The following is a 22,196-nucleotide window of genomic DNA, read 5'->3' as shown; positions in this document are numbered from 1 at the left end:
GGTCCAGGAACTCGCAGCGGCGATCCACCTGCCGGAGGATGCCCTGCGATGGGCCGTGGCGGATCCGGAAGCGATCACCGTAATTACCCAGGGGGTATTTTTCGGCATGCGGGTTCGTCGGCGCCTCGTATCCGGGTTGGGGGGTGATCAGGCTGTGATGGTGGCGAGTAGGGTGGCGAAGGGGGTTGCCTTGGTCTTGAGGGCAGCGGTGGCGACGACGGTGCGCACGTCCGCCTCGCCCTTGGCGGCCCACATCGCCCGATAGCCGTTCGTCACCTTGCGCTGGATCACCGCCGGCCGCAGGTCGCGCTCGCAGGCGTTGTTCGTCACCTCCACCTTGCCGGGGAAGGCCACGAAGGTCAGGAGTTGGTCGCGCGCTCGCTGCATCCGGGCCCGGATCGCCTGGGCTAGATCGTACGTCGCCGGGGCCTTCAGGATGGCATCGAGGTCCTGCTCCAACTCGCGCCGCTTGCGCGCCAGGGTCGAGGCCGCCAGTTCCGTCAGGCGCCGGGCCAGCCCGAAGGCCTTGTCGAGCCACCACTGGAGCCGCAGCGCGAGCAGGTCGTTGCCGGCTTCGACCGCGTAGGCCACGTCGCGAGCGAGGTGCGCCAGGCAGGTCTGCTGACGCTCGCCGTGCCCTTGCTGAGCCGAGTACCGGTCGGAGAGCCACACCGCCGGCCGGTGCCCGGCCATCACCTCGCCGACCACGGCCGAGGCCCGCGACGGGGCGGCATGATGCACCACCGCGTCCTCGCAGCGGAACACCCAGTGGAAGCTGTTGGCGCCCTCGATGCGCACCCCGGTCTCGTCCGAGGCCACGACAGAGGCTTGCCGCAGCCGGGCCAGTGCCGCGTCCCGGCCCTCGGCAAAGCAACCCTGGGCGCGGCGCAGCACGTTCATCAGCCCGCCCTGGCTCAGCCTGAGCCCGAACAGGTCCGACAGGGCGGCCTGCAACCGTTCGTAGGACAGCGCCTGGAAGGTCTTGAGGTACGTCGCCACCGCGTGCAGCCGCGGCCCGAAGGGTGTCGCGTCGGCCCCCGCCGGTCGCGGGGCGGCGACCCGGGTCCGGCAGGCCGGGCAGGTCACGCACAGGCGCCGGTGCTGCTCGACTGCTGGGCGAACCAGCGGCAGGTCGATCCGCTCATGCACGCTGATCACCTCGGCCGGCAGATCGGTGGGCAGTGGCTCGCCGCAGGCCGAACACGAGGCAGGCCGATGCTCCATGACCTGATCCGGATCAGGCGTCAGCGCCCGCTTGTGGCCCTCGTGCCCGGGCTTGGCGCCGCCCGGCCGGGCCTTCTCGCGCCGCTCCTTGCGGTCGCTCGCCGGCGGCTTGGACGAGGTGCGTGAGGTCTTCTCGGGCCGGTGCAGCTTCAGCACCAGCTCAATCAGTTCCTCCTTGCTCAGGCGCTCGAGGTCACTGCGGCTCATCCCGACAGCGAATCAGCCAAACCGCGTTCCGGCAAGGGGGGCGACCCAACGAACCCGCCGCGACCGAGCCGCGCCCTCCCGACACCCCCTGGGTAATTACCGATCACCGTGCCGGTCCTCATCCTGCTCCACCGCGCCGCCGATGCCGGCATCGAGGAGGGCACCGAGCCGCTGAGCGGGCCTGAGTCGAACCTGCTGTTCTGGGGCATGCACGCCCTCGCCGCGAGCGGCGAGGGCCGGATCTACGACCCGCTGATGCGCCTCCTGCGCCGCGACGACGAGGCGATCTCGTCGTCGCTCGGTGAAGATTACCAGGTCACCCTCTCGGGCGTCGTCGCCAGCACCTTCGACGGCGATGTCGACCGCCTGCTCGCCGCCATCGCCGGCGAGGTCCCGGACGGCCTGACACGGATGGAGCTCTTTCACGCCCTCGCGCTGCTGACCGCCGACGGCGAGATCGACCGCGAGACCGTGCGGGCCTTCCTGGTCCGCTTCGACGCCGAGCGCCTGGGCGGTGCCGACGAGGAAGCCTGGCAGGGGTGGGAGGACGCGGTCGCGCTGCTCGGCTTCGGCGACCTCGTCCCCCGCCTCACGGCGGCCCGCAAGGACGGCCGCAATACCGGCATCTTCGTCGACTGGGAGACGGTGCAGGACACGATGAAAGAGGCGCGCCTGCGGCCGAAGAGCCGGGCGCGATTCGCCAATCTCAACATCGGCTACCTCGACGACCCCGTCGCGGCACTGGAGCACACCCGCGAGGGCGCCCACGACCACCGCCTCGACCTGGACGAGGACGGGTTCGCGATCCCGGAGCGCAATCCCTACCGCGATGTCGGCCGCAACGATCCGTGCCCCTGCGGCAGCGGCAGGAAGTTCAAGAAGTGCTGCCTCGACAAGGTCGAGCAGGGCTTGGCCGCCCTGCCGCCGCTGCCGCCCGGGCGCTGAGATCGCGCGCCGGTCCGGGCCGTCGCGGGACCGTCCGCACGGCCGTCGGCCGCATGGAGGGGGAGCGACCCCGCGGTGCGGGGCGGACCGGGTCGCGGCTGCCGCCCGGGAACCGGTCGACGGCATCTCCGACCCGGTCGCCAAGCGCGGGCCCGCCCGATCGGCCCACCGGCGAGACGCCCATCGCCCGAGTCCTCGCGAGGCCGCGAACGCCCTCGGCGTGCTCGATTCCGGCTCCGCCGCACGGCGTTCGGGCCGGGTGCCACCGATCAAGCACGATCATTTTGCTTCACATGAGACAATATTCCTTCTCGAAAACTCTCGGGAATTTACGAAAACTTGTCAGAAACTGACGCAAGGTTCCATCCCAGGAATCCTCGGGTCATGGATCGTTCGATGCAAATCCCCATGCGCGCTCGCTTGTACGGCGGCTTCACGCTCCTGGCGATCCTCGCCGCCGTGATGGGTGGATTCTCGTATCGGCAGCTCGGCAGTCTCGACGAGGCGTATCGGGCCAAGGGACGGATCGAGCAGGCGGCCCGTGAATTGCTGTCGCTCAACGGCCTGATCGACCGTTTCACGATGCAGGCCATCAAGTACCGGACGATGCAGACCCCGGAGGCGGAGGCCGGAATGCAGTCCAGCCTGGCGGAGATCGGCCCGCTGGCCGACGGCCTCGCCCAGCGGGCCATGACCGAGGAGAGGCGCGCCCTCTACGCCGACCTGGGCCGGCAGGCCGGCCGCCTCGCCGCGGAGCTCCCGCGCATGATCGCGCTCGGCACGCAGATCCGCGAGAGCAAGGCCGGCGTCTACACCTCCGGCGACGACCTGACCAAGGCCTCGGGCGTCCTCGTCGTCCAGCTGCGGTCGGGCACCGACGAGGCGCTGCTGGCGCAGGCGGTGGAGATCGAGCGCACCCTGCTGCTGTTCCGCGTCATGAACTGGCGCTTCCTGGCGACGACCGATCCGAAGACCCGGGCGCTCTCCGCCACGCACTTCACCAGCGCCGAGGCGACGATCGCGAAGCTGAAGGGCCTGAACCTGACCCCGGCGCAGCGGCGGGATCTCGGCACGGTCGAGGAGGCCCTGACCCGTCTCAACCGCCACATCACGGCGGCGGCCGCCGCGATGCTCGAGAGCGAGGCGCTGTTCGCGCAGAGCATCAAGCCCAAGGCGGACGCCATCGCCGCCTCCGGGACGGCCACGCGCGTCAAGCTCGAGGAGGCGGTCCGGCAGATCGACGCCCGCAGCACCGACACGATGACGACGGCCAAGCAGGTGCAGCTCGCGCTCCTCGGGCTCATCCTGGGCCTCAGCGCCGCCCTCGCGGTCCTGATCGGGCGCAGCATCACCCGTCCCGTCGCCGGGATGACCCGGGCGATGAGCCGGCTGGCCGCGGGCGAGACCGCCGTCGCGATCCCCTCGCAGGACGCCACCGACGAGATGGGCGAGATGGCCCGCGCCGTGGAGGTCTTCCGCCGCAACGCCGTGGAGCGCCTCGCCCTCGAGGCCGACCGGGAGGCGCAAGCCTCCGCCCGGCAGCGCCGCGCCGACCGGGTCGACGCGCTCATCACCACCTTCCAGCACCGGGTCGCCGGCTCGCTCGAGATCGTGACCTCCGCCGCCTCCGAACTCGACGCGACCGCCCGCTCGATGACCCAGGTCGCCGACGGCACCAACGCCCAGGCGGTCGCCTCCAGCGCCGCCGCGGAGGAGACCTCCGCCAACGTCCAGACCGTCGCGGCGGCGGCGGAGGAGATGGTCGCCTCGCTGGGCGAGATCGAGCGGCAGGTGATGCACTCGCGGGAGGTCGCCGGCCACGCCGCGCACGAGGCCGAGGCCACGGACGCCGCCATGGCGAGCCTCGGCACCGCCGCGAGCCAGATCGGCGCCGCCGTCACCACGATCTCGGCGATCGCCAGCCAGACCAACCTGCTGGCCTTGAACGCCACGATCGAGGCGGCGCGGGCGGGCGAGGCGGGGCGCGGCTTCGCGGTCGTCGCCGCCGAGGTCAAGGAACTGGCCGGCCAGACCGCGCGGGCGACCGAGGAGATCGGCGGGCAGATCGGCGCGATCCAGGCCGCCACCGCCCAGGCGAGCGCCGCCATCCGGCAGATCGGCGGCACGATCGCGACGCTGAACGAGATCAGCGGCGCCATCGCGGCGACGGTGGTGGAGCAGACCGCCGCGACGGCGGAGATCTCCCGCAACGCCACCCAGGCGGCGCGCGGCACCCAGGACGTCTCGGCGAGCGTCGCCCGCGTGCTGACGCTCGCCGACGAGACCGGCGGCGCGGCCTCGCAGGTGCTCACGGCCGCGGCCGACCTGGCGACGCAGTCCCTGACCGTCAAGCAGGAGGTCGACGGCTTCCTGGGCGACATCCGGGCGGCGTGACGCGCGGGAGGCTCACCGGAAGTAGGAGAACGTCCCGCAGAGGTCCGGACCGGACTCGCCGGCCGGGAACGCCTCGCCGCTGAACGCGGCGAGGGTCAGCGACCGGCCGGCATCCCTGCGATAGGCGACGAGCCAGCGCACCGGCTTCCCGCACAGGGTGTTGCCGTGGAGGAGCCTGGGGTCGGCCGGCTTCGTCACCTTCAGGATGCGCGCCGGCACCGGACCGGACGGGGTGCCGAAGGCCGGGGCGTCGGCCGAGACGGAGAGGGGAAAGGTCCGGCCCGCCGCGACAAGGCGCGCGGGCGACAGCGCGATGTCGCCCGTGATCGCCATGGCGGTCCTGCTCAGGGCCGACCACCGCTCGACCCCCGGGCCTGCGAGGGCCGGAATGGACGCGAGCATCGCGACGGCGACGAGACCTGTGCGCATCGAACCAACGTCCTTCCATTCCGCCCGCGGGCGCTCAGGCCTCCGTCCCGCTCAGCGGGTTGCCCGGGTCCCAGGCGTAGGACAGGGTCTCGAAGCGCAAGCCGCGGGCATCGACCATCAGAAGGCGGCCGACCAGGGGCTCGCCGAAACCGGCGACGGCGCGGATGACCTCCAGCGCCATCAGCGAGCCCATCAGGCCGGCGAGCGCCCCGAGCACCCCGGCCTCGGCGCAAGGGAGCACCGAGCCGGCGGGCGGCGGGCTCGGGAACAGGCAGCGATAGGTCGGGTTCGGCCGGCCGTCCGGCCCGGTCTCGTGGGCGCGGATCGTGGTGAGCGAGCCGTCGAACTGGCCGAGCGCCGCGGTCACCAGGGGCCGGCGGGCGCGGTAGCAGGCATCCGAGACGGCGTAGCGGGTGGAGAAATTGTCCGAGCCGTCGGCGACGAGATCGTAGGGTGCGATCAGCCCTTCGGCGTTCTCGGGGGTGAGCCGGGTGGCGTGGGCCTCGATCCGGACGTTCGGGTTGAGCCGGGCCACGGCGTCCGCCGCGCTCTCGACCTTCGGCCGGCCGAGATCGGGGGTGCCGTGGATCACCTGGCGCTGCAGGTTCGAGAGCGAGACGGTGTCGTCGTCGACGATGCCGATCGTGCCGATCCCGGCCGCCGCCAGGTACTGGATCAGCGGAGCGCCGAGGCCGCCGGCCCCGATCACCAGCACCCGCGCCGCCTTGAGGCGGACCTGACCTGGGCCGCCGACCTCCCGCAGCACGATGTGGCGGGCGTAGCGTTCGATCTCGTCGGGGCTGAGCGCGGTCATCCGGCACAGGTAGGCGAGACGCACGCCCCGGGAAAGGGCCTCGACGGCGGCGGTTCTCATCCGCGCCGTTCGGCGCTACGCCTCGCGGCGACCGACATGTCCTTCGAACCCCTGCTCGAACCTCCGGCTGACCCGTGACCGACCTGCACTCCCCCCCGTCCCCTACGCCGCTGTCTCTGGCCCAGGGGCTGATCCGCTGCCCGTCCGTGACGCCGAGCGAGGGCGGGGCGCTCGCCTACCTGGCGGGGATCCTGGCCCGAGCCGGCTTCGCGGTGGAGCGGCCGGTCTTCTCGGACGCGGGCACGCCGGACGTCGAGAACCTCTATGCCCGCATCGGCGAGGGGCCCTGCCTGCTCTTTGCCGGACACACCGACGTGGTGCCGCCGGGCGACGCGGCGGCTTGGCGCCACGACCCGTTCGGCGGGGCGGTCGAGGGGGACGAGCTGTTCGGGCGCGGCGCCGTCGACATGAAGGGCGGCATCGCCTGCATGCTCGCGGCGGTGCTGGCCTTCCTGGAGCGGCGCGGGCCCGATTTCGGGGGCGCCATCGCGTTCCTGATCACCGGCGACGAGGAGGGACCGGCGGTGAACGGCACCGTCAAGCTCCTCGACTGGGCACGGGCCCGCGGCGAGCGGTTCAGCCACTGCCTGCTCGGCGAGCCGACCAACCCCGATACCCTCGGCGAGATGATCAAGATCGGCCGGCGCGGCTCGCTCACGGCGAACCTGACCGTGCACGGCGTGCAGGGCCACGTCGCCTATCCGCACCGGGCCGAGAACCCGATCCCCGGCCTCCTGCGCCTCGCCCAAGGGCTCCTCGCCGAACCGCTCGATGCCGGCACGGCGCATTTCGACGCCTCGAACCTCGAATTCACCACGATGGATGTCGGCAATCCGGCGACCAACGTGATCCCGGCCGAGGCGCGGGCGACCTTCAACATCCGCTTCAACGACCTCTGGACGCCCGGGACCCTGGCCGCCGAGCTGGAACGCCGCCTCGCCGCGGCCGCCGGCAACACGGTGCGCTACAGCCTCGACGTGCGCCCGACCAACTCCGTCGCCTTCCTGACCGCGCCCGACGCCTTCGTGGAGCAGGTGGCGGATGCGATCGAGGCCGAGACCGGCCGCCGTCCCGCCCTCTCGACCACCGGCGGCACCTCGGATGCCCGCTTCATCAAGGATGCCTGCCCGGTGATCGAGTTCGGCCTCGTCGGCCGGACGATGCACCAGGTCGACGAGCGGGTGGCTTTGGCCGATCTCGACCGGCTGGCGGCGATCTACGGGCGGGTGCTGGACGCGTATTTTCCCGACGCGCCCGCGACTCACCGTCGGGCTTGACCGGCATTAGACGAAAGTTGAATCTGGCGGCCTCGTTTCCCGGGAGGCCGCCGATGTTCGTGAGCGCCGACGAGGTGACCCGCTCCCTGCGCGGCGCTGCCGGCCTGATCGGGCGCCGGCCGGATGCGCTGCGCCATTTCGACGTGAGCGAGCGGGGCTTCTGGCGCTCCTTCGGGGCGGTGTGGCTGACGGCGCCGGCGGTCACGGTGGCGCTCACCCTGGAGCGCGGGGCCGGTGCGGCACCGTTCCAGCTCGACCACGTCACCGCGGCGGTGCTGGCCGGGCTCGCGGCGGCGTTCCTGCCCGTGCCGCTGGCGATGATCGCGATCCTGCGCCGCCTCGACCGGACCCGGGCCTACGTGCCCTTCGTGGTCGTGACCAACTGGCTCCTGGCGGCGGGCCTCGTGGCGCTGACGCTGCCCGGCTGCCTGCTCCTCCTCGGCCTCGCCACGCCGGGCCTCGCGGCGATCGAGGCCGCCGCCTTCCTGGTGGTGATGCTGTGGCTGCACGGCCGCGCCGCCCGGGCGATCCTCGGCCTGCCGGGGCCCGCTGCGGCGCTCGTGACGCTCGCCTGCTTCGGGCTCATCATCGGCATGGCCGGTGGGGCGCACGCGCTGGTTTGACTGAGCCTTCGCGACATCGGCGCTCAAGGCCCGGCATGCGGCAAGTAGCGGATGGCCGCGATCAGAATGCCGACTCCCGCCGCGGCCAACGTGCCGAGCTTCACGATCATCCGCTGCTCGAGAAGTCTCATATCGGCTCGGCCCGCCGCCAGACCGAGATCCGTCCGATGGGACAGGTCCGCTACTTTCTGGGAGAGATCGACGATTTTCGCTTCCAGGCGAATCTCGGTCTCTCGCAGATCCAACTTCAGCGAGGCCTCGGTCTCTCGCAGATCCGACCTCAGCGAGGTCTCGACCTCCCGCAGATCCGACTTCAGCGAGGTCTCGGTCCCTCGCAGATCCGACTTCAGCGAGGTCTCGACCTCCCGCAGATCCGCCCGCAGCGCGACCTCGCTCTCGCGCAGGTCCGCCTTGGTTGCCAGCGAAGCCAGATCCGAGTCGCGCCCGTCCTTCAGCGCTCCCGTGATCGCCTCGGCTTGATCCTCCGAGAGACCGGACGCCTTGAGCCGGCGGACCATGGCGTAAGTGTCGAAGGCGACGGCGGTCATTGTCGGCGGCTCGGCTGCGGCGATGCTCACGATGCCAGAAACGCTCGAATCGGCCAACCGTCTCGATGACGCAGCGTCAGCCGAACTCCGCCGGATAATCCACCCCGATCAGCGTCAGCCCGCCCGAGGGGGCCAGCGGCCCGCAGCGGGTGCGGTCGCGGGAGTCGAGCACGTCGCGCACGCCCTGCGGCGTCAGCCGGCCGCCGCCGGCGAGCATCAGGGTACCGACCATGCCGCGGACCTGATGGTGCAGGAACGAGCGCGCCGCGGTGACGACGACGATCTCTTCGCCGTCGCGCGAGACGTCGAGTCGGTCGAGGGTGCGGACCGGGCTGTTGGCCTGGCACTCCGCCGCCCGGAAGGCCGAGAAGTCGTGCCGCCCGAGCATCAGCTGCGCCGCCTCCTGCATGAGGGCGGCATCGAGCGCCCAGGGCACGTGCCAGACGAAGCCGCGGGTGAGCGCCGTGGGTGCGCGGCGGTTGAGGATGCGGTAGCGGTAATGGCGCTTGATCGCCGAGTGGCGGGCGTCGAAATCCGGGCTCGCTTCGGCGGCCGAGATCACCGCGACCGGCTCCGGGCGGAGATGGGCGTTGGCGGCGTCGCGCACGGTGTCGGTGCGCCACGGCTTGTCGAGGTCGAGATGGACGACCTGGTGCGTCGCGTGCACGCCCGCGTCGGTGCGCCCGGCGCAGTAGACCCGCACCGGCCCGCCGACGAAGCGGGCGATCGCCTCCTCCAGCGCCTGCTGCACCGAGCGGTCGGCGGCCTGGCGCTGCCAGCCCGCGAAGGCGGTGCCGTCATACTCGACGACGAGCTTGTAGCGGGGCATCAGGCGAGGCGGGCGCCCGGCGCGAGCCGGCGGCCGCGGGCGAAATCCTCGAACGGCATCGCGCCCTTGCCGGCGGGCTGGACGGTGACGAGGCGCAGGGCGCCCTCGCCGCAGGCGACCGTGCCGGCCTCGTCCAGCAGCGTGCCGGGCTCGCCCGTTCCTTCCGCGAGGCGGGCGCGCAGCACCTTCACCCGCTCCGGCCCGCGGCCGAGATCGGCCATCAGGTAGGCGCCCGGGAACGGCGACAGGCCGCGCACCTGGTCGTGGAGGGTCTCGGCGCCTTCCGACCAGTCGAGCCGCGCCTCCTCGTTGGTGATCTTGTGGGCGTAGGCGACGCCCTCGGAGCCTTGCGCCCGGAACTGCAGGTTGCCGCGCTCCAGCGCGCCGAGCGCCCGGGCCATCAGGTCGGCGCCGAGCGGCATCAGCCGGTCGTGCAGCTCGCCGGCGCTCATGTCGGGGGTGATGCCCACCCGCTCGACCATGCCGACCGGGCCGGTATCGAGGCCCGGCTCCATCCGCATCACCGCGACGCCGGTCTCCTCGTCGCCCGCCATCACGGCGCGCTGGATCGGCGCCGCGCCGCGCCAGCGCGGCAGCAGGGAGGCGTGCAGGTTGAGGCAGCCGAGGGAAGGCGCGTCGAGGATCGCGGGCGGCAGGATCATGCCGTAGGCGACCACCACCGCCACGTCGGCCTCGTGGGCGCGAAACGCCTCGGCGGCTTCTTGCGTGCGGAGCGTCGTCGGCGTCAGGACGGGGAGCCCGAACTTCTCCGCCAGCGCCTGGACCGGCGAGGGCCGCAGGGCCATGCCGCGTCCGGCGGGCGCCGGCGCGCGGGTATAGACCGCCACGACCTCGTGGCCGCCGCCGACGATCTCGGCCAGCGTCGGCACCGCGAAATCCGGGGTGCCCATGAACACGACCCTGAGCGGCATCTTACGCGGCTTCGCGCTTGGCCGCCTTGGCGAACTTCTTCATCACCCGGTCGCGCTTGAGCTTCGACAGGTGGTCGATGAACAGCACGCCGTTGAGGTGGTCGATCTCGTGCTGGAGGCAGGTGGCGAGCAGGCCGTCGGCCTCCTGCTCCACGGTCTCGCCGTCGAGGGTGCGGAAGCGCACCCGCACCCGGTCGGGCCGGATCACCTCGGCGTAGTATTCGGGGATCGACAGGCAGCCCTCCTCGTAGGGCCGGGTCTCCTCCGAGGTCCAGACGATCTCGGGGTCGAGGAGCACGAGGGGACGGCGCTCCTCCTTCTCCTTCGAGGTGTCGATGGTGACGATGCGCACCGGCTCGCCGATCTGGATGCCGGCGAGGCCGACGCCGGGGGCGTCGTACATCGTCTCGAGCATGTCGGCCGCGAGCTTCCGCACGTCGCCGGTGATCGTGCCGACCGGCGCCGAGATCTCGCGCAGGCGCGCGTCCGGCAGGATGACGAGGGGACGGATGCTCATTCGGGCGCCAGCAAGGGTCGGGGAACCGGGCGCCGCTGCGACGCCCGCAAGTGTCCGGGAGATAAGGTTTCGCGCTCCCCGGGTCAAACCCGTTGGTGCAGCGCCGCTAGAACGCGGTGCGCTGCCGGATCGCCGCCGAGAGCGTGCCCTCGTCGAGGTAGTCGAGCTCGCCGCCGACCGGCACGCCGTGGGCCAGCCGCGTCACCTTGATCGGCAGGTGGGTGAGGAGTTCGGTGACGTAGTGGGCGGTGGTCTGGCCGTCGACGGTGGCGTTGAGCGCCAGGATCACCTCGCGCATCTCGGGGGCGCTCACCCGCTCGACCAGGCGGCCGAGGTTCAGGTTCTCCGGCCGCACCCCGTCGAGGGCCGAGAGCACGCCGCCGAGCACGTGGTAGCGCGCCGTCACGGCGCCGGAGCGCTCCAGCGCCCAGAGGTCCGACACGTCCTCGACCACCACCAGCATCGAGGGGTCGCGGCTCTGGTCGCGGCAGATCGTGCAGGGATCCTGCGTGTCGACGTTGCCGCATTCGTGGCAGACCACGATCCGGTCGGCGGCGACCCGCATGGCGTCGGCGAGCGGCGCCAGCAGCGTCTCGCGCTTCTTGATGAGCTGGAGGGCGGCCCGGCGGGCCGAGCGCGGCCCGAGGCCGGGCATGCGGGCCAGGAGCTGGATCAGCCGCTCGATCTCCGGACCCGCGACGGCCTGGGGCATGGGGTTTGGGACCTTCGTGGTGTGCGGTACGCAGGACGCGGAGGCACGGACCTTCCCCTCTCCCCGCGGGCGGGGAGAGGGCCTGGGGATCGAAGATCCCACCACCGTTCAGGGGACATGGCTAGCGCAGGCGAAGCCGGAGCGAGGGTGAGGGGGTGTTTCCGGAAGTGCATCATTCGGCGCCTCCCCCTCACCCTCGGCTGTCGCCTTGCTGCGTCCCCTGGACGGGGACACAGCCCTCTCCCCACCCGCGGAGAGAGGAGAATGCGCACGATCCGGCGTGCGAAACTCCGGGTCGACTAGCAGAAAGCTAGAACGGCAGCTTCATGCCGGGCGGCAGCGGCAGGCCCTTGGTCAGCTCCTGCATCCGCTCCTGCGCGGCGCGCTCGGCCTTGGCCTTGGCGTCGGTGAGCGCCGCGACGATGAGGTCCTCGAGGATCTCCTTCTCGTCCGGCACCAGCAGCGAGGGATCGAGGGTGAGGGCCTTCACGTCGCCCTTCGCGGTCATCGTCACCGAGACGGAACCGCCGCCCGAGGCGCCCGTGACCTGGACGCCGTCGAGCTCGGACTGAAGGTCGGCCATCTTCTGCTGCATGGCCTGGGCCTGCTTCATCAGTCCCATGATGTCCATGGCGGCGTCCTCGCGGTGTGAGAGAGTTTCGTCGAACAGATGTGGGGCGCCGGCGGCGCGACGGCTACGGGCCTTCCGGCTCCAGGTCCGGGTCGTCCGCCTCCGGCGGCGGGAGATCGCCCGGTGCCGGGTCCGGCGCCTTGTCGCGCACGTCGACGATCTGGGCGCCCGGGAAGTTCTTGAGCACCGCCTGGACCAGCGGGTGGCTCGCCGCGCCCTGGTGGCGGCTCTGGACCGCGGCCTTGGCGCGGGCGTCGAGCGTCGCCTCGCCGTCCTCCTGCGACAGCGCCACCACCCAGCGCCGGCCGGTCCAGGCCTCGAGGGCGCGGGCGAGATCGGTGCCGAGCGTGGCCCGCCCGCCCTCGGCGAGGCGGAACTCGATGCGGCCGTCCTCGAACCGCACCAGGTGGACGTCGCGCTCCAGCGCCATCTTGAGGCCGATGTCGCGGCGCTCGTCGGCGAGCGCCACGACGTCCTCGAAGCGGCGCAGGCGCGGGCCGGAAGCGGGCCGGGCCTCGGCCCGGGCGGGGGGCGCGGACTGGACCAGCGTCGGGCGGGGCATCGCCGGGGGCGGCGCGGGACGGGGCGGGGCCTCGACCGGAGGCGCTTCGGGCAGGCTGCGCGCCAGGGCCGGCGCCGCGGCGCCCGTGGCACGCAGGGCGGTGACGGGCGCGGGGGCCGCCGCCTGCATCGCCGGGGCGACGGACGGCGCGGCCTGCATCGCGGGCGCACCCGCAGGAGCCGCCGCCGGTGCTCGGGCCGGCAGGGCGAGGCTGCCGCCGTCCCTGATCTGGCGCAGGGCCTCGTCGGGGGTCGGCAGGTCGGCGGCGTAGATCAGGCGCACCAGCGCCATCTCGGCCGCGGCGAGCGGGCGGGACGCCGCCTGCACCTCGGGAATCGCCTTGAGCAGGATCTGCCAGGCGCGAGACAGGGCGCGGACCGAGAGCCGGTCGGCGAATTCGCCGCCGCGCACCCGCTCGACCTCGCTGAGCGAGGTGTCGGAGCGGGCCGAGTCCGGCGCGAGCTTCAGCCGCGTGACGAGGTGGGTGAACTCGGCGAGGTCGGAGAGCACCACCGCCGGATCGGCCCCGGCCTCGTGCTGGGCCCGCAGCTCCGCGAAGGTCGCCGGCACGTCGCCGCGCATCGCCGCCTCGAACAGGTCGACGACCCGGGCGCGGTCGGCCAGCCCGAGCATGTCGCGCACCGTCTCGGCGGTGACGTGGCCGGCGCCGTGGGCGATCGCCTGGTCGAGGAGCGAGAGCGAATCGCGCACCGAGCCCTCGGCGGCCCGCGCGATGGCGGCGAGCGCCTCGGCCTCGGCCGAGACGCCCTCGGCGTCGCAGATCTTCTGCAGGTGCGCGATCAGCGCGCCGGCCTCGACCCGGCGCAGGTCGAAGCGCTGGCAGCGCGACAGGATGGTGACCGGAACCTTGCGGATCTCGGTGGTGGCGAAGACGAACTTCGCGTGCGGCGGCGGCTCCTCCAGCGTCTTCAGGAAGGCGTTGAACGCCTTCTCGGACAGCATGTGGACCTCGTCGACGATGTAGACCTTATAGCGCGCCGAGACCGGGGAGTAGCGGATGCCGTCGATGATCTGGCGGACGTCGTCGATGCCGGTATGCGAGGCGGCGTCCATCTCCAGCACGTCGATGTGCCGGGATTCCATGATGGCGGCGCAGTGCAGGCCGAGCCGGGGCAGCCGGATCGTCGGCCCGGCATTCGGATCGTCGGGGAGCGCGTAGTTGAGGCCGCGTGCGAGGATGCGGGCGGTGGTGGTCTTGCCGACCCCGCGCACGCCGGTGAGCATCCAGGCCTGCGGGATGCGGCCGGCCTCGAAGGCGTTCGCCAGGGTGCGCACCATGGCGCCCTGGCCGATCAGGTCGTCGAAATCCTTCGGCCGGTACTTGCGCGCCAGGACCCGGTAGGCGGGAGCCGGCTTGGCCGGGGCTGCGCTGAACCCGGGGAGACCCGGCTCGTCGATCGAGGGCGTGCCGGAGGTCTCGTCCATGCGCTCGCAGGGTCGTGAGGGCGGCCCCCGGGGAGGGGGCGCACGCGCTCCTGAAACGGGGTGGGGTGGGAGGCTGGACGAAAACCCGCTCGGTCTCGTTAGGGCTGCTTCCTTCCGGACCTGACCCGGTTGGCGAGTGAAACGTCCCTCGCCAACCTCCCGAGGCCTATATGGCGGGCGAGCGCTGGAAACGCAAGCGCGGGACCGACCGGTGCGCATGCCCGCGCGCCTGACGCACATCGTCCGCGGGCCGTCGGCGCGTTGTAAGAGCTTCGCACCTCACCCGGAGACCCCCGCCGCATGCGCCTCCCGCTCCTCGCCGCCGCCCTCCTGTCCGCCACGGCCGCCCTCGCCGCGCCCTCCTACGGTCCCGAACTCGAGGGCTTCGACTATCCCTATCCGGTGAAGCGCCACGCCTTCGCGTCGCAGGGGCAGGACCTGTCGATGGCCTACATGGACGTGGCGCCGGAGCGGCCGAACGGCCGCACCGTGGTGCTGCTGCACGGCAAGAACTTCTGCGCCGCGACCTGGGGCGACACCGTCGGCGTGCTGGCGCGGGCGGGCTACCGGGTGCTCGCCCTCGACCAGGTGGGTTTTTGCAAGTCGACGAAGCCCGCCGGCTACCAGTTCAGCTTCCAGCAGCTCGCCACCAACACCCACGGCCTGCTCGCCGCCCTCGGCGTCAGGGAGGCGACCATCGTCGGGCACTCGATGGGCGGCATGCTGGCGGCCCGCTACGCCCTGATGTTCCCCGATTCCGTCGAGCGGCTGGTGATGGTCAATCCCCTCGGGCTCGAGGACTGGCAGGCCAAGGGCGTGCCCTACCAGACGATCGACGCAGCCTACGCCGCCGAGCGCAAGACGAGTGCGGCGAGCATCAAGGCCTACCAGCTCAAGTTCTACTACGACGGCCAGTGGAAGCCGGATTACGACCGCTGGGTCGACATGCAGGCGGGGCTCTACGCCGGCCCCGGCGCCGAGCGCGTGGCCTGGAACCAGGCCCAGACCTCCGACATGGTGTTCACCCAGCCGGTGGTACACGAGTTCGACCGCCTGCGCGTGCCGACCGTGCTGATGGTCGGGACGAAGGACCGCACCGCGCCCGGCGCCAATCGCGCCGCGCCGGCGCTCGCCGAGACGCTGGGCCGCTACGACCGGCTCGGGCCGGAGGTCGCGGGGCGGATCAGGGACGCCCGGCTCGTGATCTTCGAGGGCCTCGGCCACTCGCCGCAGGTCGAGGCGCCGGACCGGTTCCACGAGGCGCTGCTGCGGGAACTGGCGGCGCGGTGAGGCGGTGTCCGCGCCCCTTCGCACAGGGTGTTCCAGGACAGGAAAACAGCGCGGGCTCTCCCCCTCTCCCCGCGGGCGGGGAGAGGACTTCGTCGACCTTGTCGTCGATGACGTGAGCGGAGGCGAAGCCGGAGCGAGGGTGAGGGGGTGGTGCCGGAGGAGCCTCTTCCGGGGATACCCCCTCACCCTCGCCCTGCGGGCTCTCCGCTGACCCGACGAGGGGTCAGCGGCCCTCTCCCCGCCCGCGGGGAGAGGAGGCGCCCGCGCCTGCCCGCTACCCCCGCACCAACCCGAGCAGATCCTCCGGCAGATTCCCCCGCCGCGCCCGCTCGGCGAGGCCCAGCAGTAGCGCCACGCTCGGCCCGTCGGTGATCGCACCGGTCAGCGCCTCGGTGACGGCGTCGGCGAAGGGGAGGCGGCGCAGCCGCAGGCTCTCCTGCGGGTCGGGATGGGCCGGGCCGCGGCTGAGGTTCCAGGCGACGAAGCCCGGGACGCGCTCGCTCGAGATGCCCGGCGAGGCGTCGAGGCGCATGAGTTCGAGCCAGGATCCGGCCCGGTCGCCGGTCTCCTCCTCCAACTCGCGCCGGGCGGTCGCGAGCGCGTCGTCGGAGACCGGGCCGGAGCCCCGGGGCAGCTCCCAGGTGAAGCGGTCGAGCACGTAGCGGTACTGCCCGATCAGGGTGACCCGGCCCTGCGGATCGACCGGCAGCACCGCGACCCCGAACACCTTGAAGCGCAGGGCGACGTGCGGGTGCTCCCGGCCGGATTCGTGGCGCAGCTGGTCGAGGTCGACGCCGAGATAGCGGTCCTCGTAGCGGCGCTCTCGCGAGAGCGTCACCCAGGGCGAGCGGGCCGCCGCGGGTAGGGATGTCACCTGGAGCGGGGATGTCACCCGGGGCGGGGACGTTACCGGGGAACCGTCGCGCTCGGCCATTGCCAGCCTCCTTGCCCGCAGCGACCGGGGGGCCGCGCGAAAGCCCGGTCCCGGCGCGACGCCGATTCCTGCCGGCGGGCGGGCGCCGCCGGTCTCGGCCCGTCATCTGTGGCGGTCGCCCTCAGGAGCAAGGTGCCGGGCCGCCCGCGGGTGCCGCGGGCGTCGACCGGCGGCCCGGCCTCATTCTTCCAGAGTTCCGCCCGGTCGCGGACCGCATCGGTCCGCCCTGGCCGCAGATGCCGAAGGCTTCGCTGCGACTCCCGTCCGATCAGTTGCAATGCACCGGGGCCGGGGATCGGACGGAAGAGCGGGATCGCGCCGCCTTACTACGAGGGCGGAGCTTACGCGGCACGACGAAGACGGGAAGTACCGTTGCGGCAGCAGCTTCTTCTTGGGAACGACCGGAGCGTCAAGAACAGGACAAAGAACGGCCGTCTATAGTGGTATCGAATCATCCATCGTTAACATCCTCGCCCTAGATTTGTCGCCATGCGCTTCTTCGCCTTGCCCCGCCCGAAACCGTCCGCGCACGAGGCGCCGGCCCCCGAACCGGCAGCCGCGCCCGCCTCGTCCGATCCCGCGGCCGCGGCGACGCGCCCGGCCGGGGACGCCATGGACGCGGTGGAGGCCGACGTCCTCACCGCCATCGCCCGGGTCCGGGGTGCCATCGCGGGCGCCCGGACCGAGGTCGGCGGCATGCAGGCCGGGATCGCCGACATCCGCTCGCAGATGGGCGGGCTCGCCGAGGCCGCCCGCGACGCCGAGGCGATGACGGGCAAGATCCTCGACACCAGCCGCACGCTCTCGGCGACCTCGGACCGGATCGCGTCGGCGATGGGCGAGGCGGACGGCCATCTCGGCACCGCCGCCGACCGGGCCGGCGAGGCGCAGGCCTTCATGCAGGCGCTCGCCCGGGCCACCGAGGAGATCGTCGGCGTGGTCGACGCGATCGCGGCGGTCTCGCGCCAGACCAACCTGCTGGCGCTCAACGCGACCATCGAGGCGGCCCGGGCGGGCGAGGCGGGCCGCGGCTTCGCGGTCGTGGCCGGGGAGGTCAAGGCGCTGGCGGTCGAGACCGGCCGCGCCGCGGAGGACGTCCGCAACCGGATCGCGCGGCTGCGGGAAGGCGCCAGCGCCTCGGGCACCGCCATCGCGGCGCTCGCCGGCGCGGTCGAGGCGATGCGGCCGGCCTTCGCGACGGTCATCGGCATCGCCGGCGACCAGGCGGCCGCGGTGGCCGGGCTCTCCGGCGAGGCCGGGCGCGCCGCCGATTTCGTCGCCGGCGTGAGCCGGGAGGCGCGCCATGTCTGCGCCACGGCCGACCGGGTCGACGGCCTCGCCGCCCGGGCGGAAGCAGAGGCGGCCGGCGCCGCCGGCCAGGCCGAGGGACTCGGGCGCCGCTTCGTCGCCGTGGTCCGGCAGAGCGAGCTCGGCGACCGCCGCCGCTTCGACCGCTACCCGGTGGACCTCGCCGTGCGCCTCGCCGACGGCAGGCGGACCCGCAGCATCGACCTCAGCGCCGGCGGCCTCCTCCTCGAGGCGGTGACGGGCCCGGCGCCCGCGATCGGGACGCGGCTGTCCCTCGAGATCGACCGCCTCGGCGCGGTCGCGGCCCGGGTCGTCGGCGAGAGCCCGGTCGGCCTGCACGCCCGCTTCGCGGATCTCGACGCGGCGGCCGAGGAGCGCCTGCGCGCGATGCTCGAGGAGATCGCCGCGGAGTACCGGCCCCTGATCGTCCGGGCGCAGGACATCGCCGGCGCGATGGCGGCGGCGATGGAGGCGGAGATCCGGGCCGGGCGCATCACCGAAGGCGCCCTGTTCGACACCGCCTACCGCTCGATCGCCGGGAGCAACCCGCCGCAATTCCTCAACGAGGCCGTCGCGACCCTCGAGCGCGCCTTGCGGCCGCTGATCGAGCCGCCGCTCGCCCAGGACAACCGGATGCTGTTCTGCATCCCGACCGACCGCAACGGCTTCCTGCCGATCCACAATCGGCGCGTGTCGCAGCCGCAGCGGCCCGGCGACCCGGTCTGGAACGACGCGAATTGCCGAGACCGGCGGATCTTCGACGACCGCACCGGCATCACGGCGGCCCGCTCGACCCGCCCCTTCACGGTGCAGGCCTACCGGCGCGCGGTCGGCGGCGAGACGGTCCAGGTGCGCGAGGTCGACGCGCCGATCCGGGTGCTCGGCCGGCACTGGGGCGCCTGCCGGACCGCCTACCGGATCTGACCGGCGGCCGGAGCATCGTCCGACGAGGCCGATGCCGGTTCGTCGTAGACCATTGTCCACGACCGTGGCGCAAAGCCCGTGATCGTCAGGCTTTTCCCCGCTGCACCCTCATCCTGAGGTCGCGGGTGGGAGGAGGTGCCGCCGCACCCTGAAAGCTGTGTCGTGGACCGTGTCGCACCGTGATCGGGCGCCGCCCCGGGCGCCGGTCACAGCGTCTCCAGCAGCCGCTGCACCAGCCGCATCCGCGGGGCGATCGAGGAGATCAGGCCGTATTCCTGGAGCGTGTGAGCCCCGTCGCCGTCGATGCCGAGCCCGTCGAGGGTCGGGATGCCGAGGGCCGCCGTGAAGTTGCCGTCCGAGCCGCCGCCGGTGAGCGGCACCTCGCCGAGATCGATCCCGAGCTCGTCGCGGGCGAGCGCCCTCGCGCGGGCGTAGAGCGCGGCACCCGCCTTCGCGTCGTAGGGCGGGCGGTTCATGCCGCCGGTCACGCCGACGCGAAAATCCTCCGCGGCGCGCAAGCCCAGGATCCGGCCGGCATAGTCCTCGCCGTCGGCCGCCGTGACGACCCGCAGGTCGACGGCGAAGCGGCAATGCTGCGGCACCACGTTCTCGGCGGTGCCGCCACCGATCGTGCCGACCGTGGTGGTGACGCCGCGGGAATAGTCGGTCAGGCCCTCGATCTCGAGGATCAGCCGGGCGGCCTCCCGGATGGCGTTGCGGCCGTCGGCGTGGCGGGTGCCGGCATGGGAGGGACGGCCCTCGACGTGGACGTCGAAGCGGCCGACGCCCTTGCGCCCGGTCACCACCTTGCCGCCGTCGCGGCCGGGCTCGGTCACCAGCACGGCAGCGCTTCGCCGCCCCAGATCCTCGATCAGCCCGCGGGTCGATTGCGAGCCGGTCTCCTCGTCGCTGGTGAACAGGAAGGTGAGGGGGCGCCGCGCGGCGGTCCCGCGCGCCGCCGCCGCGAAGGCCTGGAGCGCGAGCCAGGCGCCGCCCTTCATGTCGTAGACGCCCGGGCCGTAGAGCCGGTCGCCCTCGACCCGCACCGGCAGGTCGTGGGCGAGGGTGCCGATCGGGTGCACGGTGTCGAGGTGGGACAGCACCAGGATGCCGGGCCCGCCCGTCCGCGGGCCGGCCCGCAGGATCAGGTTGTCGCCGAAACCGTCCCGGCCCGGCACCCGCTCGGCGGCGAGGCCCAGGGTGGCGGCCTCGTCGGCGACGAGGTCCATCATCCGGTTGACGCCGTCAGCCGAATCCGTCGGGCTCTCCACCGCCAGCCAGCGCGAGATGGCCGCGACGGCGCGCTCCGGCGAGACGTCTTTGGGCGAGGGAGAGGGGGTCATCGGAAGCCTCGGGTCGAACGATCTAACAGCAGGACTGAGCCACCGCTTCGGCGCTCCGAATGCGGCGCAATCAAGAAGCGCGCCGGCTCTCGCCCTCAGGTCTCCACCAGCCCCGTCGTGCTGCCCGTCGCCTCGTCCGGCCGGCCGTGCGGCAGGGCGAGGTACTCCTCCGAGCGCATCTCGATCAGGCGCGAGACCGTGCGCTCGAACTCGAACGCCTCGCGGCCCGTATCGGCGAGGTAGAGCCCGGTCGGCTCGGCGGCGGCCGAGGCGAGCAGCTTGGTGCGGGTGTCGTAGAGCGCGTCGACCAGGATGATGAAGCGCTTCGCCTCGTTGCGCTGGGGCGTGTCCATCACCGGGATCTCCTCCACGATCACGGTGTGGAAGCGCTCGGCGAGCGCCAGGTAGTCGGCGGCGCCGAGCGGCCGGGCGCAGAGATCCGCGAAGGTGAAGCGGGCGACGCCGCCGGCAGCCTCGGGAATCGCCACCTCGTGGCCCTTGACGGTGATGGTCGTCGGCCGCCCCTTCGGCTCGCCCGACAGGGCCCGGAACGCGTTCGTGAGCGCCGCGGCCGCGGCCTCGTCCGCCGGGACGTGGTAGACCGGGCTGCCGCCGAGCTTCTCGAGACGGAAATCGGTGCGCGAATCGAGCCGCACCACCGCGACCCGCTCCTTGAGCTGCGCGATGAAGGGCAGGAACAGGGCGCGGTTGAGCCCGCCCTCGTAGAGCCGGTCGGGCTCGACGTTCGAGGTCGCCACCATCACGGTGCCGCGGGCGAACAACGCCGTGAACAGGCGCCCGAGGATCATCGCGTCGGCGATGTCGGTGACCGTGAACTCGTCGAAGCAGAGGAGCCGCGCCTCCGCCGCCAGGGCCTCGGCCACCGGCTGGATCGGGTCGTCGCCCCTCGCCGTGCCCTGCTTCACCGCCTGGCGGTGGCGGTGGATGCGCTCGTGCACGTCGCCCATGAAGGCGTGGAAGTGGACCCGGCGCTTCGGGCCGGGCGCGGCCTCGTGGAAGAGGTCCATCAGCATCGTCTTGCCGCGGCCGACCAGGCCCCAGACGTAGAGGCCGAGCGGCCCTGCCACGGGCTCCGGCTGGCGCCCGAACAGCCGGCCGAGGAGGCCGGGCTTCTCGGCCGGCGGCGCCGCGGCGAGGTCGCGGATCAGCCCGTCGAGCCGGGCGACGAGACCGGTCTGGGCGGGATCGCGCTCGATCGCCCCCGACTCGACCAGGGCGTCGTAGCGGGCGGCGACAGGGCCATGGGCGGCGGAAGCGGGGCTTTGGGTCACGCGACGGGAAGTATCGCGGCGCGCGAGCCCGCGCAATGCGGTGAGATCATGGCGGCGCCATGCGCTAACGGCACGGCCGTCGTGTCGTGCAGCCCCGGAACGGCATGCCCATATGCTGCATTGCACAATCCCGGCCGGCGGCCGGGGTCGGGAAACGCTCGAAGACGTGCAGCCCCTTCACGGCAGACCCTGCCCGGAGTGCACCTCGAGAATGCAGAACTCACATCCCCCTGCCGGCACATGGGTCCGGCGCCTGTGGTCGGCGGATCGCGACGCCGTCGTCACCCTGTTCCGGAATCTCGACCCGGGGTCCCGCTTCGACCGCTTCATGGGCGCGGTGAGCGAGGCGACGGCGGCCGCCTACGCCGCCCGGGCCGTCTCCGCCGAGGGCCTGATCGTCGGCGCCTTCATCGACGGGCGCTTGCGCGGCGTCGGCGAGTTGCGCCCCGCCGGTTCCAGCGGAGAAGCCGAGCTCGCCTTCGCGGTCGCCTCGGGCCATCGCGGCCGGGGCCTGGGCGCGGCGCTCGGCGCCCGTTTGGCCCAGGCCGCCCGCAACGGCGGGACGAGCCGGCTGCACCTGCGCTGCCTTGCCGGCAACCGGCCGATGCGGGCGCTGGCCCGGCGCCTCGGCGCCGAGTTCGCCACCGGCAGCCGGGAGGTCCATGCCGTCCTGGCGCTCAGCCCGCCCACCGCCTTCTCGCTGTGGAGCGAGGGCGTGGGCAGCCTGTTCGACGTGGCGGCGGCGGCTTCGGGGGCGTGGCCGACGCTGTGAGACCGTCGTCGACCCGCGGTTGCGGAGTTCAGACCCTCCCGGTCATTCCGGGCTCCGCTTTCGCGGCACCGGGATGACCCTAAGAAAGGGGGATATGGGGTGTCCGCCGGATCGGACCGCTCGATGGCGTCGCGATGACGCGTGGCAGCGTCACCGAAAGATGAACGAACCCTTAAATCAAGG

General features: G+C 72.7%; 20 protein-coding genes and 1 other RNA gene. 7 read left to right on the top strand and 14 right to left on the bottom strand.

The features are described from left to right. Positions 1-147: 147 nt before the first annotated feature. Complete coding sequence (gene tnpC / locus DK419_RS28195) at positions 148-1,431, bottom strand: IS66 family transposase (protein WP_109961996.1); 1,284 nt, start codon at positions 1,429-1,431, stop codon at positions 148-150. A 108-nt stretch (positions 1,432-1,539) separates the two neighbouring features. Between tnpC and DK419_RS29240 the strand changes: the two genes are divergently transcribed. Together DK419_RS29240 and DK419_RS28185 are read left to right on the top strand one after the other, a co-directional pair. Then, on the top strand, positions 1,540-2,376 hold the full coding sequence (locus DK419_RS29240) for an SEC-C metal-binding domain-containing protein (RefSeq protein ID WP_109961995.1): 837 nt from the start codon (positions 1,540-1,542) through the stop codon (positions 2,374-2,376). Positions 2,377-2,784: 408 nt separating this feature from the next. Further along, positions 2,785-4,770 carry a methyl-accepting chemotaxis protein gene (locus DK419_RS28185; RefSeq protein WP_245442764.1) on the top strand — a complete coding sequence of 662 codons (1,986 nt, stop codon included), beginning with the start codon at positions 2,785-2,787 and terminating at the stop codon, positions 4,768-4,770. Between the two features lie 12 nt (positions 4,771-4,782). On the opposite strand, the gene DK419_RS28180 is transcribed toward DK419_RS28185, so the two are convergent. Together DK419_RS28180 and DK419_RS28175 are read right to left on the bottom strand one after the other, a co-directional pair. Further along, positions 4,783-5,199: an acyl-CoA synthetase family protein gene (locus tag DK419_RS28180; protein ID WP_109961994.1), complete on the bottom strand. Its 417-nt coding sequence runs from the start codon at positions 5,197-5,199 to the stop codon at positions 4,783-4,785. A 34-nt stretch (positions 5,200-5,233) separates the two neighbouring features. Further along, positions 5,234-6,013: a HesA/MoeB/ThiF family protein gene (locus DK419_RS28175; RefSeq protein ID WP_109962562.1), complete on the bottom strand. Its 780-nt coding sequence runs from the start codon at positions 6,011-6,013 to the stop codon at positions 5,234-5,236. 143 nt (positions 6,014-6,156) lie between these two features. On the opposite strand from DK419_RS28175, the gene dapE reads away from it, so the two are divergent. Together dapE and DK419_RS28165 are read left to right on the top strand one after the other, a co-directional pair. After that, positions 6,157-7,350, top strand: coding sequence for a succinyl-diaminopimelate desuccinylase (dapE, locus tag DK419_RS28170; protein WP_109962561.1), 1,194 nt, complete (start codon positions 6,157-6,159; stop codon positions 7,348-7,350). Between the two features lie 53 nt (positions 7,351-7,403). Next, the gene (locus DK419_RS28165) at positions 7,404-7,973 is read left to right on the top strand and encodes a hypothetical protein (RefSeq protein WP_109961993.1); all 570 of its coding nucleotides are present in this window, start codon (positions 7,404-7,406) and stop codon (positions 7,971-7,973) included. A gap of 23 nt (positions 7,974-7,996) precedes the next feature. Here the strand turns inward: DK419_RS28165 and DK419_RS28160 are convergent, their stop codons facing one another. The 8 genes from DK419_RS28160 to ffs all read right to left on the bottom strand — a co-directional run bounded on the left by DK419_RS28160 (position 7,997) and on the right by ffs (position 14,311). Next, the gene (locus DK419_RS28160; RefSeq protein ID WP_162561450.1) at positions 7,997-8,578 is read right to left on the bottom strand and encodes a coiled-coil domain-containing protein; all 582 of its coding nucleotides are present in this window, start codon (positions 8,576-8,578) and stop codon (positions 7,997-7,999) included. A 19-nt stretch (positions 8,579-8,597) separates the two neighbouring features. Beyond that, the gene (gene truA / locus DK419_RS28155; RefSeq protein WP_109961991.1) at positions 8,598-9,350 is read right to left on the bottom strand and encodes a tRNA pseudouridine(38-40) synthase TruA; all 753 of its coding nucleotides are present in this window, start codon (positions 9,348-9,350) and stop codon (positions 8,598-8,600) included. Continuing rightward, positions 9,350-10,282 (bottom strand): methionyl-tRNA formyltransferase, encoded by a 933-nt coding sequence (fmt, locus tag DK419_RS28150; RefSeq protein ID WP_109961990.1) that lies wholly within the window; start codon positions 10,280-10,282, stop codon positions 9,350-9,352. The genes truA and fmt overlap by 1 nt, the downstream gene beginning before the upstream one ends. A 1-nt stretch (position 10,283) precedes the next feature. After that, positions 10,284-10,799, bottom strand: coding sequence for a peptide deformylase (gene def, locus DK419_RS28145; protein WP_109961989.1), 516 nt, complete (start codon positions 10,797-10,799; stop codon positions 10,284-10,286). Between the two features lie 106 nt (positions 10,800-10,905). Next, positions 10,906-11,511 carry a recombination mediator RecR gene (recR, locus tag DK419_RS28140; protein WP_099898585.1) on the bottom strand — a complete coding sequence of 202 codons (606 nt, stop codon included), beginning with the start codon at positions 11,509-11,511 and terminating at the stop codon, positions 10,906-10,908. 310 nt (positions 11,512-11,821) lie between these two features. Further along, positions 11,822-12,142, bottom strand: coding sequence for a YbaB/EbfC family nucleoid-associated protein (locus tag DK419_RS28135; RefSeq protein ID WP_064503959.1), 321 nt, complete (start codon positions 12,140-12,142; stop codon positions 11,822-11,824). A 64-nt stretch (positions 12,143-12,206) separates the two neighbouring features. Then, positions 12,207-14,150: a DNA polymerase III subunit gamma/tau gene (locus tag DK419_RS28130; RefSeq protein ID WP_109961988.1), complete on the bottom strand. Its 1,944-nt coding sequence runs from the start codon at positions 14,148-14,150 to the stop codon at positions 12,207-12,209. Between the two features lie 64 nt (positions 14,151-14,214). Beyond that, an RNA gene (gene ffs / locus DK419_RS28125) (signal recognition particle sRNA small type) lies at positions 14,215-14,311 on the bottom strand. 139 nt (positions 14,312-14,450) lie between these two features. On the opposite strand from ffs, the gene DK419_RS28120 reads away from it, so the two are divergent. Continuing rightward, positions 14,451-15,440: an alpha/beta fold hydrolase gene (locus DK419_RS28120; RefSeq protein WP_109961987.1), complete on the top strand. Its 990-nt coding sequence runs from the start codon at positions 14,451-14,453 to the stop codon at positions 15,438-15,440. A gap of 274 nt (positions 15,441-15,714) precedes the next feature. On the opposite strand, the gene DK419_RS28115 is transcribed toward DK419_RS28120, so the two are convergent. Further along, positions 15,715-16,314: an NUDIX domain-containing protein gene (locus DK419_RS28115; RefSeq protein ID WP_162561449.1), complete on the bottom strand. Its 600-nt coding sequence runs from the start codon at positions 16,312-16,314 to the stop codon at positions 15,715-15,717. 672 nt (positions 16,315-16,986) lie between these two features. On the opposite strand from DK419_RS28115, the gene DK419_RS28110 reads away from it, so the two are divergent. Beyond that, positions 16,987-18,606, top strand: a complete 1,620-nt coding sequence (locus DK419_RS28110) for a methyl-accepting chemotaxis protein (protein ID WP_162561448.1) — start codon at positions 16,987-16,989, stop codon at positions 18,604-18,606. Between the two features lie 206 nt (positions 18,607-18,812). Here DK419_RS28110 and DK419_RS28105 read toward each other — a convergent pair whose 3' ends face one another. Together DK419_RS28105 and zapE are read right to left on the bottom strand one after the other, a co-directional pair. Next, on the bottom strand, positions 18,813-19,949 hold the full coding sequence (locus DK419_RS28105) for a M20/M25/M40 family metallo-hydrolase (RefSeq protein WP_109961984.1): 1,137 nt from the start codon (positions 19,947-19,949) through the stop codon (positions 18,813-18,815). A gap of 95 nt (positions 19,950-20,044) precedes the next feature. Next, on the bottom strand, positions 20,045-21,241 hold the full coding sequence (gene zapE / locus DK419_RS28100; protein ID WP_109961983.1) for a cell division protein ZapE: 1,197 nt from the start codon (positions 21,239-21,241) through the stop codon (positions 20,045-20,047). 211 nt (positions 21,242-21,452) lie between these two features. Here zapE and DK419_RS28095 point away from each other — a divergent pair, with 211 nt between their 5' ends. Continuing rightward, positions 21,453-22,013 (top strand): GNAT family N-acetyltransferase, encoded by a 561-nt coding sequence (locus DK419_RS28095; protein WP_109961982.1) that lies wholly within the window; start codon positions 21,453-21,455, stop codon positions 22,011-22,013. Positions 22,014-22,196: the final 183 nt, after the last annotated feature.

It is taken from the genome of Methylobacterium terrae, assembly GCF_003173755.1.
GTDB lineage: Bacteria > Pseudomonadota > Alphaproteobacteria > Rhizobiales > Beijerinckiaceae > Methylobacterium > Methylobacterium terrae.
Note: the sequence above shows the minus strand (reverse complement) of the source record. Positions and strands in the feature narration are given on the sequence as shown.